3 protein-coding genes (1 of these 3 running past the window's edge) are annotated in these 20,767 nt (G+C 63.3%); all 3 read right to left on the minus strand.

The features are described from left to right. Tightly spaced (each overlapping or abutting the next), the 3 genes in view from AC07N4_RS14115 to AC07N4_RS14125 form a layout consistent with a single transcriptional unit that may run on beyond the window. On the minus strand, window positions 1-3,213 hold the full coding sequence (locus AC07N4_RS14115) for a non-ribosomal peptide synthetase (RefSeq protein ID WP_493066279.1): 3,213 nt from the start codon (window positions 3,211-3,213) through the stop codon (window positions 1-3). Continuing rightward, window positions 3,210-16,715 (minus strand): non-ribosomal peptide synthase/polyketide synthase, encoded by a 13,506-nt coding sequence (locus AC07N4_RS14120; RefSeq protein ID WP_493066280.1) that lies wholly within the window; start codon window positions 16,713-16,715, stop codon window positions 3,210-3,212. Before AC07N4_RS14120 ends, AC07N4_RS14115 begins: the two co-directional genes overlap by 4 nt. After that, window positions 16,715-20,767, minus strand: partial view of a non-ribosomal peptide synthase/polyketide synthase gene (locus tag AC07N4_RS14125; RefSeq protein ID WP_493066281.1) — the final stretch only. The gene runs 12,912 nt beyond the window's last position; the window shows 4,053 of its 16,965 coding nt (coding positions 12,913-16,965); the start codon falls outside the window, past its right edge; it ends in the stop codon at window positions 16,715-16,717. The genes AC07N4_RS14120 and AC07N4_RS14125 overlap by 1 nt, the downstream gene beginning before the upstream one ends.

The following is a 20,767-nucleotide window of genomic DNA, read 5'->3' on the forward strand; positions in this document are numbered from 1 at the left end:
TTAAACGTCCTGAGCCACCTTGGCGGCTTGCAGCTGCCGAGCCTTTTCGGTCAGCAGGGCTTTTTCCTCGGGACTCATCGATTCAAGACGCACTCGCGCCTGAGCCAGTTTGTCCAGTTGCCCCGGACTTGCTTCCTGACCGCGCAATGCTTGCGCGAGCCCGGCCACGGTCGGATGGTCGAAGACCACACCCGGGTGGATTTCGCACTGCAACAGCTTGCGAATACCCGCGACCAGTTTGATCACCAGCAACGAATGACCACCGGCGGCGAAAAAGTCGCGTTCGATGCTCAGGCGATCCTGCCCGAGCAGCTGCGCCATGCGCCCGGCCAGCAAGGTTTCGAGAGCATCACGCGGCGCGACGTAATCGTCGTCGACACCTTGATCGGCCAGTTGCTGCAAGGCCTTGCGATCGATCTTGCCGTTGGCCAACCGTGGCAGGCGCTCGATGAAGCGAATCTGCTGCGGCACCATCACCGCCGGCAGTTGCTGCGCCAGTTGCTCACGCAGACTGTCCGCCGCCAGCGATTCACGCGCCACGACAAACGCCTGCAAGCCTTGCTCAGGGCTGTCCCCGGCAATCACCACCGCTTCCTGCACGGATGGCAGGCGCAGCAATTGCGCCTCGACTTCCGTCAGCTCGATGCGGAAACCGCGCACTTTGATCTGATGATCGCGCCGTCCGTGCAGGACAATCGCGCCTTCAGGCGAGTAGCGCGCAAGATCGCCGGTGCGATACAGGCGTTCGCCGCTGATGAACGGGTTGTCGATCAACAGTCCTGCCTCGGCTTCGACATTGACGTAACCGCAAAACAGCTGCGCACCGCCGACATACAACTCGCCGACGACACCGACCGGCGCCAATCGCAGCTGCGCGTCGAGCACGTACACCTGATTGTTGTCGAGCACCTGGCTCAGCAGACCGGCGCCCTGCCCCGGCGCAACCTTGTGCACCATCACGCCGACCGTGGTTTCGGTCGGGCCGTAGTGGTTGAACACCTGGCAATCGCCACGCACCTGCGCGATGCGCTGGATCAGCGGTGCGGCAATCGCCTCACCGCCCAGCACCAGGGTTCGCGGCAAACGCGGCGTGTCGCTGTCGAGCAGCGCAGCCAGATGCGACGGGACGATTTTCAGGCAGTCGACGGCATGCTCTTGCAGGTAGCCGGCGAATGCCTGTGCATCCTGCATGCATTCATCACTGGCCACGTGCAGCGCCGCCCCGTTGAACAGCGCGCCGAACAACGTGGTGTTGCCCAGATCCGCCGCCACCGTGGAGGTCAGACCGAAGTGCCGGTGACCGTCCAGCCCCAGTGCCGTGCTGACACTGGCAGTGTAGTTGAGCAGATGACGGTGCTCGATCAACACGCCTTTCGGAGTACCGGTAGAACCCGAAGTGAACAGCACGTAAGCGAGATCGCTGCCCTGGGTTTCATGAGCCGGAACCGGGGCTGCATCCGCTGCCAGCAATTGATCGATAGAACGCACCGGCAGCACGCTGTCGTGCCATTCAGCGATCTGCGCGGCATCGGTCAACAACAGGCCGGCACGCGCTTGTTCGAGCATCAGTTGCTGACGGGCCAGCGGCCATTGGCGATCCAGCGGCAGATACGCTGCGCCCACTCGCCAGATCGCGAGCATCGCCACCACCAGCGCCGCCGAACGCGGCAAGGCCAGCGCGACGATCGAATCACGGCCCACACCCTCGGCATGCAACCCCGCCGCCAGTCGCTCGATCTGCGCCTGCAACTGCGCGTAATTCAGGCTGCCGGTCTCATCGGTCAGTGCCAGCGCTTCTGGCGTGGACTGCGCCCATTCGGCGATGCGTTGTGGCAGCAAAGAGATGTCAGCCCAGGATCGCGCCGACGGATTGATCGACAGCAAGCGCTGACGCTCGGCCTCGGTCAGCAGGCTGATCGTATTCAGCGGCGCGTGTGCGTCAGCCACGAGCTGACCCAGCAGCGTGACGTATTGATCCAGCAGCACCTGCATGGACGCCACGCTGTAGCGCTGCGCGGCATATTCAAGCGCCACCGCGCTGGCCACGTTTTCCGCGTTCAACTGCACTTGCAGCAGCAACTCGAATACGCCACCACGCCCGGTTTCCACCTGTTGCGCTGTGCAGCGCGTGGCGCCGATCGTCACAGGCTGAGCCTGACGGTGCAGCGCAAAACCATAGGCCGGGCACGCAGCCGCCGGTTGCAGTTCAGGGGCCCAGTATTCCTGCCAGAGCCGATGTTCTTCCAGGCGCGCGGCGACTGTCGGCAGCCATTGCGCGAATGACTGATCGGCATCCACGGGCAGATTCAGCGGCAAGGTTTTCTCGAATACGCCGATCGCGCCGGAGAAATACTCATAGTCTTCGCGGCCATCGTGGCGCCAGCCCATCAACACTTCATCGCGACCGCTCAAACGCGCCAGCAGCAACCACCAGGCACTTTGCATCAGCACTGCAACCGGTTGTGCAACGGTCTGCGCCAGACGTTCAAGCCCCACGACCAATGAAGCGTCGAGTGGCTTGCTGAGGCTCGCCGAATCAGCGCCCGACACCGTGGATTCGCGCGCCGCCAGCCAAGGCGTCGACAGGGTCGCATCGACGCCATTGAGTTGTGCCTGCCAATACGCCCGGGCGGTCGCGGCATCCTCATCGAGGATCACTTCGCTGCGCCATTCCAGGTACTGACCGAACTCGCCTGCCTCTTCGTCTTCAGGCCATTCACGCTGTTCATACGCACGCAGCAACTGCTGATAGACCAGCGTCAGCGCGTTGTCGTCCAGACTGTGACGGGCCGCGCCCAGCAGCAGCGTCCAACGCTGTTCGGGCAGCGCGTACAACACCGCTTGCACACCGGCTGACTCGCCGGGCACAAAGGCGCGCTGCGCCCATTCGGTCAATTGCGCCTGAATGTCGGCTTCGCTGGCGGGAGCGCTTTGCATCGTTAGCGGGAAACGCTCGGCGACGTCGGTGAACTGGCGCAGGCCATGAAAACCGGGGGCCTTGGCCAACCGGGCCAGCAACATCGGTTGCAGTGCCAGCACCTGGTCGAAGGCCGCTTGCAGGCGCGCCACGTCGAGCTCGCCGGCGATATCGATGCGCAGGAAACGTGCGGCATCGGCCCAGCATGCAGCGCCAGGCAGTTGATCGCAGAGCATCTGTTGCTCGGGGGTCAACGCCTGCCCCACGTCCTGTTGTTCCATCACCACCTCGTTCATGCCTCTGTTCCTTCGGTTGCGCGGACCGGCTCGCCACGGGCGCCTTGCAAGTCGCTGTGGTCGAACATGTCACCCATGGCCACGACAATCTTGCGCGGACCTTCGAACGGATCGCGGGCATGCGCCACCAGCATGTTGTCGAGCAGAATGGCGTCGCCCTTCTGCCAGTCGAACCGCACGGCGCAGGCTTCGTAGAGCTCACCGATGCGCTGCATCACTTCGTCTTCGATCGGCGTGCCATCCCCGTAGTAAACGTGGCGCGGCATGCGCTCCAGACCGAACATCGACAACAGGTCTTCACGCACATCCGGCTCCAGCCAGTAGATGTGGTGCAGTTGCACCTGGTTGAAGAACGATTTCGCACCGGTCACCGGGTGGCGAATGATCGCCGGGCCCGGGGTGCGGGTTTGCAGTTCGTCGTTGTCCAGCCAGCGCCATTCGATACCGCCGGCCCGGCAACGGGCCTCGACTTCGGCGCGGTCTTCGGTCTTGAAGAAGTGCTGCCACGAAACATCCAGTTTGTCGGTGAAGGTGCGCACATACAGCAGGCCCTTTTCCTCGAACTTGTCGCGCAGATCCGCCGGTAGTTTTTCGTACATCAAACGGCAATCCACCACCGGTGTCGCGCCGCCAACCGGGGCTGCCACTTCGCAATAGAACATCTGCTTGCGCGGCCAGCGGTCCTGATGGGAGCTCTCGTTGTGGAACAGAATCATCTTGCGTTCCGGGTACGGCGTGGAGCGGTAGGTGTTCTTGCCGCCCTCTTTCTTCGGCAGATCGCCGTACTGGCCGTACAAGCCGGGCTGGATCGCTTCGGCGAAGGCTTCAAAGCCCTGAATGCCGTCGAGTTCGAAACCGCGGAACAGGATGCCGGCGTGGGTGGCGAGCTTCGCCTCGATCAGCGGCCGGTTGTTCTTGATCCACTCGATCAGGTCCAGTTGCGGCTCGTTCGGTTCTACCAGCAGCGGGAACGGTTGTGGCGCCGCCATCAACGATTCACGCACCGGCGCCGGGCGTGCCTTGGCCACCGGGGCGGCGCCGCGCTTGAGGAATTTGCCCAGTTTGTCGGCCTTGGGTCCGGGGGCAGACGGCCGGGTGGCCGCTGCTAAATTGTCGACTGGCATGCTGATAGCTCCCAATTGAATGTCCTGATCAGCGACGATCTGTTCCAACAGGGCTATCCAGGCCTTGACCAGGTACTGAATGCGCTCATGTCCGAACAAGCTTGTGGCGAATTGCCAATTACCCAGCAATTGCCCTTCTTCTTCGTCAACGAACAATGCCATGTCGAATTTAGAATGGGTCTCCAGCGACGGCAGCGCTTCGACGTTCAAACCGCCCATGGCCTGGGTGCGGCCCGGCAGGTTGTTCATCACGAACAGCACCTGCACCAGCGGGTTCATGCCCTTGTGACGGGGCACGCCCGACGCATCGACGATCATGTCGAACGGCAGGTCCTGATGCTCCAGCGCTTGCAGCAGCGTGTCCTGGGTCTGCGTCAGGAAGCCGCTGAACGAGGCCTCACTCGCAAACCGCGAACGCAGCGGCAACACGTTGACGAAGAAGCCGATCAGACGCTCCAGCTCCGCCCGCTCACGCCCGGCCACGTCGGCACCGACCAACACGTCGGCGCCTTCGCTGACCCGGTGCAGCAATATCTGGAACGACGCCAGCAACGTGCTGTACAGCGTGACACCGGCCCGTGAGGCCAGCGCCCGGACGTCACGGCTCAACTGCGCACCGAGGGCAAACTGCACCGCGTCGCCAGCGTAGGACGGCGTCGCACCGCGCGGGTTGTCCAGCGGCAGATTGAGCTGGCCGTTGTAGCCCGCCAGTTGTTCTTTCCAGAACGTCGCCTGCTGCCCGAGCACGCCCTGTTGTTCCAGCGCCTGTTGCCACAGGGCAAAGTCCGAATACTGCACGGCGAGGGCCGGCAAGGCATGCGGTTCGCCGGCGCTGGCGCGGTCGTAGATTTCCACCAGCTCGTTGATCAACACACCCATCGACCAACCATCGGAAATGATGTGGTGCATCGAATACAGCAACACGTGCTCGCCCGGGCTCAGGTGCAGGATGCGTCCGCGCAACAGCGGCGCCTGCTCCATGTCGATCGGCGTGTTGGCGTTGTCGAGGACGGCTTGCGCCACCTGTTCTTCCTGATCGCTGCGCGACAGGCCGGACAGATCGATCAGCGGGAAATCCAGCTCGACCTCATCGACGATCACGGCAATCGGATCGCCTTCGTCGTCCTGCACATAGGCCGTGCGCAACACCTCATGGCGCCGCACCACCTCGGCAAAACTCGCCAGCAGGCGCTGCACCGACAAGTCACCGCGCAAACGCAACGCCATCGGCATGCCATAGGCGGACGTGCCACCGGACAATTGCTCGGCGATCCACAAGCGGCGCTGCACCAGCGACAACGGCGCGCTGCTCTTGGCGCCGTGAGCCTTGAGCTCGACCTGACGCGAATCGAACGCCGCCAGCTCGGCCCCGACGTTGGCCTGCATGACCGCCGCCAGATCCTTGAGCACCGGCACACCGAACAGATCGCGCAGGCTCAGCGTCAGACCGGTGACCTTGCGCAACCGCGAGACGGCCTGGGTCGCCAGCAACGAATGACCGCCGGCCTCGAAGAAGTGCGCGTTGCGCCCGATCTGCTCGCGCTCCAGCACGTCCTGCCAGACCTGGGCGATCTGTTGCTCCAGTTGGCCCTGTGGTGCGACGAAATCTTCGCTCGACACCTGGCTGTCCGGCAGTGGCAAGGCCTTGCGATCCAGCTTGCCGCTCGGGCCGATCGGCAATTGCGCCAGCAGCAGGACATGGCTTGGCTGCATGTAGTCCGGCAGGCTGTTTTTCAGCCCGTCGCGCAGTATTTGAAGCAGCGCTGCATCAGCGTTGCTGGCCAGTGATTCGTCGTGTGGCACGACGTAAGCCACCAGTTGCTGACCACCCGCCCCCGGCTGTGCCAGCACCAGCGCCTGACGCACACCGTCCAGACGCAGCAAGCACGTTTCGATCTCGCCCAGTTCAATGCGGAAACCACGCACCTTGACCTGATGATCGAGACGCCCGACGTATTCGATCAAACCGTCAGCATTGACCCGCGCCAGATCGCCGGTGCGATACAGCCGCCCACCCACCGCACTGAACGGATCCGGCAGGAAGCGATCAGCCGTCAGGTCAGGACGCTGGAAGTAACCCCGCGCCAACAGCTCGCCACCGATCAGCAACTCGCCCACCACACCTTGCGGCACCGGCTGCCCGGCGCTGTCGAGGATATGAATCGTGCGCCCTGCCAGACCGTGACCAATCGGCAATGCCGCCGGCAGCGGCTGGCCGCCCCGCACGTAGTCGACGCAGTCAAGCACGGTGCTGGTGACCGTCGCTTCGGTCGGACCATAAGCGTTGATCAGTTGCACCTGCTCAAGCCCTGCTCGCTGATACGCCGCGATGCCTTGCGGCGGCATGGCTTCACCGCCCACCACCATCTGGCGCAGACGGCCGTAGTCGCGCGGGCCGTGGTCGGCGAAGTCCTGCACCACCACGTTCCAGTACGCGGTGGTCAGGTCGGCGATGCTGATGTCCCGGTCGATAATTTGCTGATACAGGGTTTCGCTGTCCCACACCTCGTTGCCACGCAGCACCACCGCAGCGCCGCAGATCAGCGCCGGGTAGACCTGCTCGACAAAACTGTCGAAGTTGAACGTGGCAAATTGCAGCACCCGATCACTGGCCGACAGGCCTTTGTAGGCTTCGGACACACGGGTGTGCCGCGCCAGCGTCTCGTGGCTGATGCCCACGCCTTTCGGGCGCCCGGTCGAGCCGGAGGTAAACATCACGTACGCCAGGCTCTGCCCGTGCACGACGGGTGACGGGTTGCTGTCGAGCAACGGCCATGCATCGCCGTCCACGGTCAGCGTACGTACGCCGGCCACCGCGGGCAGCCGCTGCAGCAGGTGTTGCTGGCTGAGCATCAGGCGCAGGCCGCTGTCTTCGATCATTGCCAGCAGACGGTCGGCCGGGTAGCCAGGGTCCAGCGGCACATAAGCACCGCCCGCCTTGAGCACGGCCAACAGGCTGATGATCATGTCCATCGAACGATCAACCGCAATCCCCACCAGCACATCGCTGCCGACGTTGTGTTGCAACAAACCGTGGGCCACGCGGTTGGCGGCCGCATTGAGCTCGGCGTAAGTCAGTTGCCGGTCTTCGAATATCAGGGCAATGGCGTCCGGGGTTTGCGCCACTTGCTGTTCAAACCACTGATGCACGCAATGTTCACTGGCCGGTGCGTCGGCGGCAGTAAGCATCGGCCCGGCCGCCAGTGCCAGTTCGCCGAGACGGGTCGACGCCGGTGCCTGCACCATCTGCTGCAACAGGTGATCGAGCTGGCTCGCCAGATGCTCGACCGAACGCCCGTCGAACTGCTCACGGTCGAAACTCAGGTGCAGCGAGAGCTGTGCGTCGAGGCTGACCGCCAGGGTCAGCGGGTAGTTGGTCTGTTCGTGATTGGTCACTTCGCCAAAGCGCAGATCCTGCGGCGCACCTTGTTGCAGCGCCTCGGACACCGGGTAGTTTTCGAACACCAGAATGTTGTCGAACAGCGCCTCACCGCCCTGCCCGGCCCAGCGCTGAATCTCGAACAGCGGCGTGTGTTCCTGCTCGCGCAGTGCCAGGTTCTGCGCCTGCACCTGTTGCAGCCAGGCACTCAGCGTTTGCTCGGCACGCGGACTGGCGATCACCGGCAAGGTGTTGATGAACAGGCCGATCTGTTGCTCGACGCCGGTCAGTTGCGCCGGACGCCCGGACACGGTCGCACCGAAGCTGACGGTGTCGAGCCCGGTGAAGCGTTGCAACAGCAACAGCCAGGCACTTTGCACCAGCGTGTTGAGGGTGACTTTATGGCCACGGGCAAACTCGTTGAGCTGTCGGGTGCGCACCTCGTCGAGTACATGGAAACGCTCGCCATGGCCCTTGACCGGTTGCACCGCGGCAAACGCGCGCGCCAGTCGGGTCGGCTCTTGCAGGTCGGCCAGTTGCGCGTTCCAGAACGTTTCGCTGACGTGCGCGTCCTGTCGCGACAGCCACTGAATGTAATCGCGATAACGACCCGCACCACCGGCCGGTGGCTGACCGCTGTAGCGTTGCAGCACTTCGCCGAGCAACTGCGAATTGCTCCAGCCATCCATCAGGATGTGATGGCTGGTATAGATCAGGCGGCAGGCATCGGCCGCGGTACGCACCACCCGCAGACGCAACAACGGCGCGGCCCCCAGTTCGAAACCTTGCTGCTGTTCGGCCAGCGCCAGGGCGGCGATGGCCTGTGGCAGGTCCGCGCGTTCACGCCAGTCGAGCACGCTGAACGGCACCGTCAGGTGCTTGTGGATGACTTGCACCGGACGCTGGAATTCACCGTCCCAGACAAAGCTGCTGCGCAGCACATCGTGGGCATCCAGCGCCTCTTGCCACGCTGCACGGAAGCGTTCGATGTCCAGGCCTTGAACGTCGACGCACATCTGATTGATGTAATCGCCGGCCTGTTGCTCGTACAGGGTGTGGAACAACATACCCTGCTGCATCGGCGACAGTGGATAGATGTCTTCGATCTGTTGTGGTGCCAGCGCCAGCGAATCGAGCTGCACCTGAGTCAGGTTCGCCAGCGGGAAGTCCGACGGCGTCACGCCGTGGCTGTCGGTCTGGCAGCAATGCTCCAGCAACGCCTTCAGTTCCTGCGCATAGGCATCGGCCAGCGCCTGAATCGTCGCAGGGTCGAACATCTGCGAACTGAACGTCCAGCCGACACTCAACTCACCGCCGTACACCTGACCGTTGAGCGTCAACCAGTTACCCAGCGCCGCCAACGGGCTCTGTTCGGCGCCGGCCGGCTCGTTGGCCGGGCTGAATAGTGCACCACCATCGTCAGCGAAACCGGCGTCGAACTGACCCAGGTAGTTGAAGGTGATGCGCGGCATCGGCAGCGCTTGCAGGGTCTGACGCGCCGCGTCGTCGCCCAGATAACGCAGGGCACCGAAACCGAGGCCTTTGGCCGGAATCGCGCGCAGTTGCTCCTTGATTGCCTTGACCGAACCGGCGAGATCACCAGTCGGGGTCAACCGGACCGGGAACAGGCTGGTGAACCAGCCCACGGTGCGGCTCAGATCCAGTTCATCGAACAGGTCTTCACGGCCGTGGCCTTCGAGCTGAATCAGGGTCGAGTCGCTGGCGGTCCAGCGGGAAATGACCCGTGCCAGCGCGGTCAGCAACAGGTCGTTGACCTGCGTGCGATACGCCGCGGGTGCCTGTTGCAGCAGTTGGCGGGTCTGCTCTTTGTCCAGGCGGGTTTCGACGCTCGCGGCGTAGCGGTTTTGCAGCGCGCCATCCGCGTGATCCAGCGGCAGTTCAACCTTCGCACCTTGCAACTGCGCCTGCCAGAAACCCAGCTCCGTTTGCAGTGCCGGGCTGGCGGCGTAGGTTTGCAGACGTTGCGCCCAGGTTTTCGCAGCGCTGGTCTTGGCCGGCAGTTTGAGTGCCTGACCGGCCTGCAACTGCTGATACGCCTGTTGCAGGTCTTCCAGCAGAATCCGCCACGACACCCCGTCGACCGCCAGGTGATGGATCACCAACAACAAGCGCTGGCTGCCATCGGCCAGGGTCGCCAACAGTGCCCGCAACAACGGGCCGTTTGCCAGGTCGAGGCTGCGTTGCGCCTGTTCACCCAGTTGTTCCAGCGCGGCATCATCCGCCACCGCGTGTTGCCAGAGCAGCGGTTCAGCGCCCGGTGCTCGGTGAGTTGCAGACCACTGACCGTCACGCTGACTGAACGCCAATCGCAAGGCGTCGTGCTGCACCAGCAGCGCCTGCAGCGCTTGTTCGACGTGGGCGGCCTCCAGCGTTTCGCGCGGTTTGAGCAACACCGACTGGTTCCAGTGATGCGGCTCGGCCATGGCGCTGTCGAAGAACAATTGCTGGAACGGCAGCAATGGACTGTCGCCCGTCACCGGGCCCTGATCAATGCTCGGACCGGCCACACCGACCTTGGCCACGGCCGCCAGACTCTGCACGTTCTGGTGCAGGAACAGATCCTTGGGACTGAAATGAATCCCGGCCTGACGCGCGCGGCTGACCACCTGAATCGAGATGATCGAATCCCCGCCCAGCTCGAAGAAGTTGTCGTGAATGCCCACCTGCTCCAGGCCCAGCACGTTCTGCCAGATCGCCACCAGCGCTTGCTCGATCTCGCTGGTCGGCGCGCTGTAGGCTTTCTGGCTGACGCTCAGATCGGCCTTCGGCAGGGCTTTGCGCTCGAGTTTGCCGTTGGGGCTGACCGGCATCTTCGCCAGCAACAGCCAGTGTTGCGGGATCATGTATTCCGGCAGGTTCTGGCTCAGGTGTTCCTTGAGACGGCGCTGGAAGGCCTGACGACGATCATCGTCCGCCTCAAGCAGCGACTCATCGTTCGGCACCACATAACCCACCAGCAACGAACCGTCCTGGGCGATGACTACGGTTTCGCGCACGTCATCGTGCTCAGCCAGACGCGCCTCGATTTCTCCCAGTTCGATGCGCAGGCCACGAATCTTCACCTGATGGTCCATGCGCCCGGCGTACTCGATCACGCCGTCAGCGCGGTAGCGTGCCAGGTCGCCGGTGCGGTACAGGCGCTGACCGTCACCGAACGGACTGGTGACAAAACGCTCGGCGGTCAACGCCGGACGACGGTGGTAACCCCGGGCCAGGCCTTCGCCGCCCAGGTACAACTCGCCGATCACACCGACCGGCAATGGCGCCAGGCGGTTGTCGAGGATGTAAGTGCTGAGGTTGGCGATGGGCTGACCGATCGGCACGCTGTCACGGCCTTCGTCGCGGCACGTCCAATGGGTCACGTCGATGGCCGCTTCGGTCGGGCCGTAGAGGTTGAACAACCCGGCGTTCGGCAGTTTGGCGAACACTTGCTGTTGCGCATCGACCTGCAACGCTTCGCCGCTGCACACGATCCGCGCCAGGCTGGTGCATTCGACCACCGCTGGGTCTTGCAGGAACGCCTGCAACATCGACGGTACGAAGTGCAGCGTGGTGATGCGCTGTTCGGTGATGACCTGAATCAGTTGCGCCGGATCACGGTGCGCGCCCGGAGCCGCCACCACCAAGGAGGAACCGGTCATCAACGGCCAGAAGAACTCCCATACCGACACGTCGAAGCTGAACGGGGTCTTTTGCAGCACGCTGTCGTCAGCGGTCAACTGATAGGCCTGCTGCATCCAGCACAAGCGGTTGACCAGTGCCGAGTGACGGTTGCCCGCACCTTTCGGTTTGCCGGTGGAGCCGGAGGTGTAGATCACGTAGGCGAGGTTTTCCGGATCGATGTTCAGCTCCGGGTTGGCTTCGCTGCGACCTTCCAGCCAATCACCTTCCTGATCCAGCACCAGACTGCGCAGCCCGGCCGGAACCGGCAGTTGCGCCAGCAGATGACTTTGAGTCAGCAACAGCGCAATCCCGCTGTCCTCGAACATGTAGGCCAGACGATCCTGCGGGTATTCAGGATCCAGCGGCAGATACGCACCGCCGGCCTTGAGAATCGCCAGCAGGCCGACGACCATTTCCAGCGAGCGCTCGACCGAGATGCCGACCAATACTTCCGGGCCGACACCGTGTTCGATCAACACCGCAGCCAACTGGTTGGCGCGGGCGTTGAGTTGGGCGTAGGTCAGACGTTGTTCACCAAACACCAGCGCCAGAGCGTCCGGCGTGGCGCGCACCTGTTCCTCAATCAGCGAATACACACTGCGTGACAGCGGATATTCGGTGGCGGTGGCGTTCCAGCCTTCGACAATCAGTTCGCGTTCTGCGCCGTCGAGCAGCACCAGTTCGGCCAGCGGACGCGCCGCGTCGGCCACGACGGCTTTGAGCAGGTTCAGCCAATGCCCGGCGAGGCGCTGGATGCTGCTCGCCTCGAACAGATCGGTGGCATAGGTAAAGGACGCATCCAGGCCTTCCGGGCTGTCGCCGGTGTCCAGCGCCAGATCGAACTGCGCGGTCCGGTGTTCCCAGCTCAGGCTTTGCAGGTTCAGCCCCGGCAATTGCGCGACGAGATCGGACTCGGCTTCGGTGCGATGGTTGAACATCGCTTGGAACAACGGGCTGTGGCTCAGATTGCGCTCAGGCTGCAAGGCATCGACCAGTTGCTCGAACGGCAGGTCCTGATGCATTTGCGCGGCAATCGCGGTGTGCTTCACCTGCTGCAGCAACCGGGCGAAATCCAGTGCCGGATCGACCTCGGCCCGCAGCACCTGGGTGTTGACGAAGAAGCCGATCAGTCGCTCGATTTCCAGACGATTGCGGTTGGCAATCGGCACCCCGACGCGGATATCCGACTGACCGCTGTAACGGTGCAACAGGGTCTGGAACGAAGCCAGCAGCAACATGAACACGGTCACGCCTTCACGCCGCGCCAGCGCCTTGAGTGCATCTCCCAGTGACGGTTCGATGGTCACGTTCAGGCGCGCACCGCGAAAGCTCTGCACGGCGGGACGCGGATGGTCGGCCGGCATTTCCAGCAGCGGTTGTTCGCTGCCCAGTTGAGTCTTCCAGTACGTCAACTGACGCTCGCGCTCGCCGTTGTCCATCCACTCGCGCTGCCACACCGCGTAATCGGCGTACTGCACCGCCAGCGCCGGCAACTCGGCCGCGCGGCCCTGACTGAACGCCGCGTAGCAGGCGATCAGGTCTTCGATCATCACCTGCATCGACCAGCCATCGGAGACGATGTGGTGCAGGGTCAGGACCAGCACATGGTCGGTGTCGCTGATGCGCAGCAAGGCCACCCGCAGCAACTCGCCCGCCAACAGGTCGAACGCCTGCTGGGTCTGTTGTTCGACGAAGGCTTTGATCTGCTCATCCGTGGCGTTGGCCAGCGTCTGCTCGTGCAACGCGACCTGCCCGCTCGGCCGGATCACTTGCTGCACGCGCCCGTCGGTATCGACAAACGCCGTGCGCAGGCTTTCGTGGCGCTGGATCAGCGCCTGGAAGCTTTGCTCCAGTGCCGCACGATCGAGTTCGCCGCGCAGGCGCAGCGCGGTGGGAATGTTGTAGGCGGCGCTTTGCGGGTCCATCTGCCACAGGAACCATTGACGTTCCTGTGCGTAGGACAGCGCCAGCGGTTGCTCGCGGCTGACCTGTGGAATCGGGGTTTGCGTGGTCTGTTGATCGGCATCAAGGACGCGGACAAAAGCTTCCAGGCTGCTGTGTTCGAACAGCGTGCGCAGCGGCACCTGAATATCCAGCGTGCGGCGGATGCGCGACACCACCTGGGTCACCAGCAGCGAATGCCCGCCCAGTTCGAAGAAGTTGTCGGTCAGGCCGACGCGCTCGAGCTTGAGCACGTCCTGCCAGATCGCCGCGACGTGTTTTTGCAGTTCGCTCTGCGGCGCGACAAAGGTGTTTTGCAGGGTGCTGGCATCAAACTTCGGCAACGCCTTGCGTTCGAGTTTGCCGTTGGGGCTGACCGGCATTTTCTCCAGCCAGACCCAGTGCTGCGGCACCATGAACTCCGGCAGGCTCTGCCCCAGATGCGCCTTGAGCTCGAGGTTTTTCGCGCTGCGCGTGGCGTCATCGGCACTCAACAGCGCTTCGTCGTCGGGCACCACGTACGCCACCAGCAGCGAGCCGTCCTGAGCGATGACCACGGTCTCGCGCACGTCATCGTGTTCGGCCAGACGCGCCTCGATTTCGCCCAGTTCGATGCGCAGGCCACGGATCTTCACCTGGTGGTCCATACGCCCGGCGTACTCGATCACGCCGTCGGCGCGATAGCGCGCCAGGTCACCGGTGCGGTACAGACGCTGACCGTCACCGAACGGGCTGGTGACGAAACGCTCGGCGGTCAGTGCTGGGCGACGGTGGTAACCCCGGGCCAGGCCTTCGCCGCCCAGGTACAACTCGCCGATCACACCCACCGGCAACGGCGCCAGGCTGTTGTCGAGGATGTAGGTGCTGAGGTTGGCAATCGGCTGACCGATCGGCACGCTGTCGCGGCCTTCGTCGCGGCACGTCCAGTGGGTCACGTCGATGGCCGCTTCGGTCGGGCCGTACAGGTTGAACAGCCCAGCATTCGGCAGTTTGGCGAACACCTGCTGCTGCGCATCGACTTGCAGGGCTTCACCGCTGCACACAATCCGCGTCAGGCTGGTGCATTCCGCGACCGCCGGATCCTGCAGGAACGCCTGCAACATCGACGGCACGAAGTGCAGCGTGGTGATGCGTTGCTCGGTAATCACCTGAATCAGTTGCGCCGGATCACGGTGCGCGCTCGGAGCCGCGACCACCAAGGAGGAGCCGGTCATCAACGGCCAGAAGAACTCCCACACCGACACGTCGAAACTGAACGGGGTCTTTTGCAGCACGCTGTCTTCAGCCGTCAGCTGATAGGCCTGCTGCATCCAGCACAAACGGTTGACCAGTGCCGAATGGCGGTTGCCCGCGCCTTTCGGTTTGCCGGTCGAGCCGGAGGTGTAGATCACGTAAGCGAGGTTTTCCGGATCGATGTTCAGCTCCGGGTTGACCTCGCTGCGACCTTCGAGCCAATCGCCTTCCTGATCCAGCACCAGACTGAGCAGCCCGGCCGGAACCGGCAGTTGCGCCAGCAGATGGCTTTGGGTCAGCAGCAAGGCAATGCCGCTGTCCTCGAACATGTAGGCCAGTCGATCCTGCGGATACTCAGGATCCAGCGGCAGATACGCACCGCCCGCCTTGAGAATCGCCAGCAGGCCGACGACCATTTCCAGCGAGCGCTCGACCGAGATGCCGACCAGCACTTCCGGGCCGACACCGTGTTCGATCAACACCGCTGCCAATTGATTAGCGCGGGCATTGAGCTGGGCGTAAGTCAGACGCTGTTCACCAAACACCAGCGCCAAGGCGTCCGGGGTGGTGCGTACCTGATCCTCGATCAACGAATGCACGCTGCGTGAAAGCGGGTATTCCGTGGCGGTGGCGTTCCAGCCTTCGACAATCACGTCGCGTTCTGCGGCGTCGAGCAACACCAGTTCGGCCAGCGAGCAACTCGCGTCGGCCACAACCGCCGCCAGCAGGTTCTGCCAATGCGCGGCCATCCGTTCGATGGTCGCAGCGCTGAACAGATCAGTGGCGAAAGTCAGCTGTGCGCCGAGACCTTGCGGGGTCTCGAAGGTGTCCAGGCTCAGGTCGAACTGGGCAGTCTGGCTGGCCATGCTCAGCGGATCGATTTGCAGACCCGGCAGGCGCGCGCCTTGCTGGGACTCGCCGGTCGCGAGGTTCTGGTGGTTGAACATCACCTGGAACAGCGGGCTGTGGCTCAGGCTGCGTTCCGGTTGCAGGGCCTCCACCAACTGTTCGAACGGCAGTTCCTGATGCGCCTGGGCGCCCATCGCCGATTGCTTGACCTGTTGCAACAGGCTGCGAAAACTCGCCTGCGGATCAATGCGTGCCTTGAGCACCTGGGTGTTGACGAAGAAGCCGATCAGGCGCTCGGTCTCGACCCGGTTGCGGTTGGCGTTGGGCACGCCGACGCTGATTTCGTTCTGGCCGCTGTAGCGGTGCAACAAGGCCTGGAACGAGGCCAGCAAGACCATGAACACAGTCATGCCTTCGCGCTGGGCGAGGGTTTTCAGACCGGCAGCCAATTGATTGTCGAGGGTTACGTCGAGCCGCTGGCCACGGAAGCTCTGCACCGACGGCCGAGGAAAATCGGTCGGCAGTTGCAGCACCGAATGGTCGGTGCCCAGTTGTTCCTGCCAGTAAGCCAATTGCCGCGCGCGCTCGCCCGCCTCCATCCAGTGTCGCTGCCAGATGGCGTAGTCGGCGTACTGGATCGGCAATTCGGCGAGGCTGACGTCGCGCCCCTGTGCATAACCGGAATACAACTGCACCAGCTCTTCGACCATGACCCGCATCGACCAGCCATCGGCCGCAATGTGGTGCACGGTGACTGCCAGCACATGCTCGTCATCCGCCAGACGCAGCAGGCTGGCGCGCATCAGCGGGCCGGTCTGCAGATCGAACGGAAGGTGCAACTGTTCGTTGATGTAGGCCTGAATCTGCTGCTCGCGTTGCGCCGGATCCGCCGCGCTATCCAGCGCATCCACCGCGATGGTCAGCGGCAGCTGCGCGTGAATCACCTGCACCGCGCCCTCGTCGTCCTGACCGAAGGTGGTGCGCAGGCTGTCGTGACGGGCGATCACGGCGTTGAACGCACGCTCCAGCGCCGGCACGTCGAGGACGCCGCGCAACTGCAGCGCCGTCGGGATGTTGTAGGCCGCACTGTTCGGGTCCATCTGCCAGACAAACCATTGCCGGTCCTGAGCGAACGACAACGGGATCGCGGTGAACTCCTCGCGGGTCTGCGGAATCGGCAGGTTCGCGGGGGAAACCCCTTCCTGGAGCATCTTTTCAAGATAGAGCGTGCGCTTTTCCAGGGGCAGACAAATAAACCGCCTGGCAATCTTCAGTGCGACATTCCTATCCATCAAGCCTCCTCCATTTCATCAAGCAGGGATTCCAGCTTGCTCAGTTTCAACATATCGACTTGCTCATCGGCGGCGTCCAGCTGGCTGACGAAATCGCCAAGCACGGGGTGCTGGAAAATCAATTGCGGTGTCAGCTTCAGGCCCAGTTCCAGTTGCAGGCGCGAAACCACGGTGACGGCCAGCAAGGAGTGGCCGCCCAGTTCGAAGAAGTTGTCGTTGAGGCCGATGCGCTCCAGTTGCAGCACGTCCTGCCAGATGGCCGCCACTTGTTGTTGCAGTTCAGTGGACGGCGCGACAAAGGCCTGCTGCGCCTGGCTGGCATCGAACTTGGGCAGTGCCTTGCGTTCGAGTTTGCCGTTCGGGCTGACCGGCATTTTCGCCAGCAGCACCCAGTGCAGCGGAACCATATAGTCAGGAACGTTCCGGGCGAGGTGTTCTTTAAGGCGCTGGAACAGTTCGCTGCGGCTGGCCTCGTCGGCCTCCACCAGACGGGCGTCGTTTGGCACCACGTAACCCACCAGCAAGGAGCCGTCCTGAGCGATGACCACGGTTTCGCGCACGTCATCGTGTTCGGCCAGACGCGCCTCGATTTCGCCCAGTTCGATACGCAGGCCACGGATCTTCACCTGATGGTCCATACGCCCGGCGTACTCGATCACGCCGTCGGCGCGGTAGCGCGCCAGGTCGCCGGTGCGGTACAGACGCTGGCCGTCACCGAACGGGCTGGTGACAAAGCGCTCGGCAGTGAGCGCCGGACGACGGTGGTAACCCCGGGCCAGGCCTTCGCCGCCCAGGTACAACTCGCCGATCACACCGACTGGCAACGGGGCGAGGCTGTTGTCGAGGATGTAAGTGCTGAGGTTGGCAATCGGCTGACCGATCGGCACGCTGTCGCGCCCTTCGTCGCGGCAAGTCCAGTGGGTGACGTCGATCGCTGCTTCGGTCGGGCCGTAGAGGTTGAACAACCCGGCGTTCGGCAACTTGGCGAACACTTGCTGCTGCGCGTCAACCTGCAGGGCTTCGCCGCTGCACACGATCCGCGTCAGGCTGGTGCACTCGGCCACTGCCGGATCCTGCAGGAACGCCTGCAACATCGACGGCACGAAGTGCAGCGTGGTGATGCGCTGTTCGGTGATGACCTGAATCAGTTGCGCCGGATCACGGTGCGCGCCCGGAGCCGCCACCACCAAGGAGGAGCCGGTCATCAACGGCCAGAAGAATTCCCACACCGAGACGTCGAAACTGAACGGGGTCTTTTGCAGCACGCTGTCGTCAGCCGTCAGCTGATAGGCCTGTTGCATCCAGCACAAGCGGTTGACCAGTGCCGAATGGCGGTTGCCCGCGCCTTTCGGTTTGCCGGTCGAGCCGGAGGTGTAGATCACGTAAGCGAGGTTTTCCGGATCGATGTTCAGCTCCGGGTTGGCCTCGCTACGACCTTCCAGCCAGTCACCTTCCTGATCCAGCACCAGACTGCGCAGCCCCGCCGGAACCGGCAGTTGCGCCAGCAGATGGCTTTGGGTCAGCAACAGCGCAATCCCGCTGTCCTCGAACATGTAGGCCAGACGATCCTGCGGATACTCCGGATCGAGCGGCAGATACGCACCGCCGGCCTTGAGAATCGCCAGTAGCCCGACAACCATTTCCAGCGAGCGCTCGACCGAGATCCCGACCAATACTTCCGGGCCAACACCGTTTTCGATCAGCACCGCTGCCAGTTGATTCGCGCGGGCGTTGAGCTGGGCGTAAGTCAGACGTTGTTCACCAAACACCAGCGCCAGAGCGTTCGGGGTGGCGCGCACCTGATCCTCGATCAGCGAATGCACGCTGCGCGACAGCGGGTACTCGGTGGCCGTCGCGTTCCATTGTTCGACCTGCTGCTGTTGCTCCTCGCAGGAGAGCAATTCCAGTTGGCCCAACGCCAAAGCGCCGCCCTGCATCATCTGCGTCAGCAGGTTGTGCAAGTGTTCGCCCAGTCGCGCAATGTCGACTTCGGCAAAATGCGCACGGCCGTAGCTGAAGTGCAGCGACAGGGTGTCGCCCATGCTCACGGCGAGGGTCAACGGGTAGTTGGTCTGCTCGTGGTTGGTGACGTCGCTGAAGCGCAATCCGGCCGGCGCACCCTGTTGCATGGCCTCGGACACCGGGTAGTTCTCGAACACCAGAATGCTGTCGAACAGGGCATCGCCGCCCTTGCCGGCCCAGCGCTGGATCTCGAACAGCGGCGTGTGTTCGTGCTCGCGCAGGCTCAGGTTTTGCGTCTGCACGGTGTGCAGCCACTGGCCGACACTCTGCTCGGCGCGCGGGGTGCCGATCACCGGCAAGGTGTTGATGAACAGCCCGATCTGCTGCTCGATGCCTTTGAGATCCGCCGGACGCCCGGCCACCGTCGCACCGAACGCGACCGTGTCCTGACCGCTGTAGCGTTGCAGCAACAGCAGCCACGCCGCTTGCACCAGCGTGTTGAGGGTGACTTTCTGCTCGCGGGCGAACTCGGCCAGTTGCCGGGTGGCAGCGGCATTCATGACGCGCTGATGATCGGCATACCCTGCGACGTCCATCAGGTCATCACGACGGGCGATGGCTTGAGTCAGGCGGGTCGGCTCTTGCAGGTCGGCCAACTGGGTTTTCCAGAAGGACTCGCTGACGCTGCCGTCCTGACGTTGCAGCCAGGCGATGTAGTCGCGATAACGCCCCATCGATTGCGCCAGCGGCTGACCGCTGTAGCGGTGCAGCACTTCGCCCATCAACTGCGAGTTGCCCCAGCCATCCATCAGGATGTGATGGTTGGTGTAGATCAGGTGATAGGTGTCATCGTCGATGCGCACCAGACACAGGCGCAGCAACGGCGCGGCAGTCAGCTCGAAGCCCTGTTTGCGTTCCTGCGCGGCCAGTGCGTCGAGGTCGGCCTGATAGTCGCGGCGACCACGCCAGTCCTGCACGTTGAACGGCAGTTCGACCTGTTTGTGCACCACTTGCACCGGGCGCTCGCCCTGCCACAGGAAACCGCTGCGAAGCACGTCATGCGCCTGCAACGCTGCCTGCCAGGCGGCACGGAAGCGCTCGACATCCAGGCCCTGCACATCGGCGCGGGTCTGGTTGATGTAATCGCCCGCCTCTTCCTCGTACAGCGTGTGGAACAGCATGCCTTGCTGCATCGGCGACAGCGGGTAGATGTCTTCGATCAACGACGCCGGCAGCGGCAACCCATCGAGTTGTGCCTGGCTCAGCGGCGCCAGCGGGAAGTCCGACGGCGTCACACCGTGCACGCCGTCGCAGCAGCAATGTTCGATCAGCGCCGCCAGTTCCTGCGCGTAATCGTCGGCCAGGGCCTGCACGGTGCCGCGCTCGAACATGCGCTCACTGAAGGTCCAGCCGAGGCTGAATTCGCCACCGTAAATGCCACCGTTGAGGGTCAACGGACTGCTGAGCAAGGCGTCCAGGCTCTGCTCCACACCGCGTGCTTCACTGGACGGCGTAAACAGGGCTGCCTGCCCAGCATCGAAGCTGCTGTCGAACTGCCCCAGGTAGTTGAAGGTGATCGCCGGTTGCGGCAAGGCTCGCAAGGTTTCGCGTACTGCGTCGCTGCCCAGATAACGCAGCACACCGAAGCCAATGCCTTTGTTCGGGATGGCGCGCAGTTGTTCCTTGACCGCTTTGAGCGAAGCGCCGAGCTCGACGCTGGCGGTCAGCTTGACCGGGAACAGGCTGGTGAACCAGCCGACACTGCGGCTCAGGTCGATGTCGGCGAACAGGTCTTCGCGGCCATGGCCTTCGAGCTGAATCAGCGTCGAATCCTCACCGGTCCAGCGGCTGATCACCCGTGCCAGTGCGGTCAGCAACAGGTCATTGACCTGGGTGCGATAGGCCGCTGGCGCGTCTTGCAGCAGTTGGCGGGTCAGGTCCGCGCCGAGTCGGGTCTGCACCGTGTGTTCATGACGACTCTGCAAGCTGCCGTCGGCGTGATCCACCGGCAACTGGCTGGATACGTTTTGCAGTTGCTCGAGCCAATAAGGTTGCTCGGCCAGCAGCGCTTCGCTGCTCGCATAGGCATG

Source organism: Pseudomonas sp. GW821-FHT09E04 (assembly GCF_059416185.1).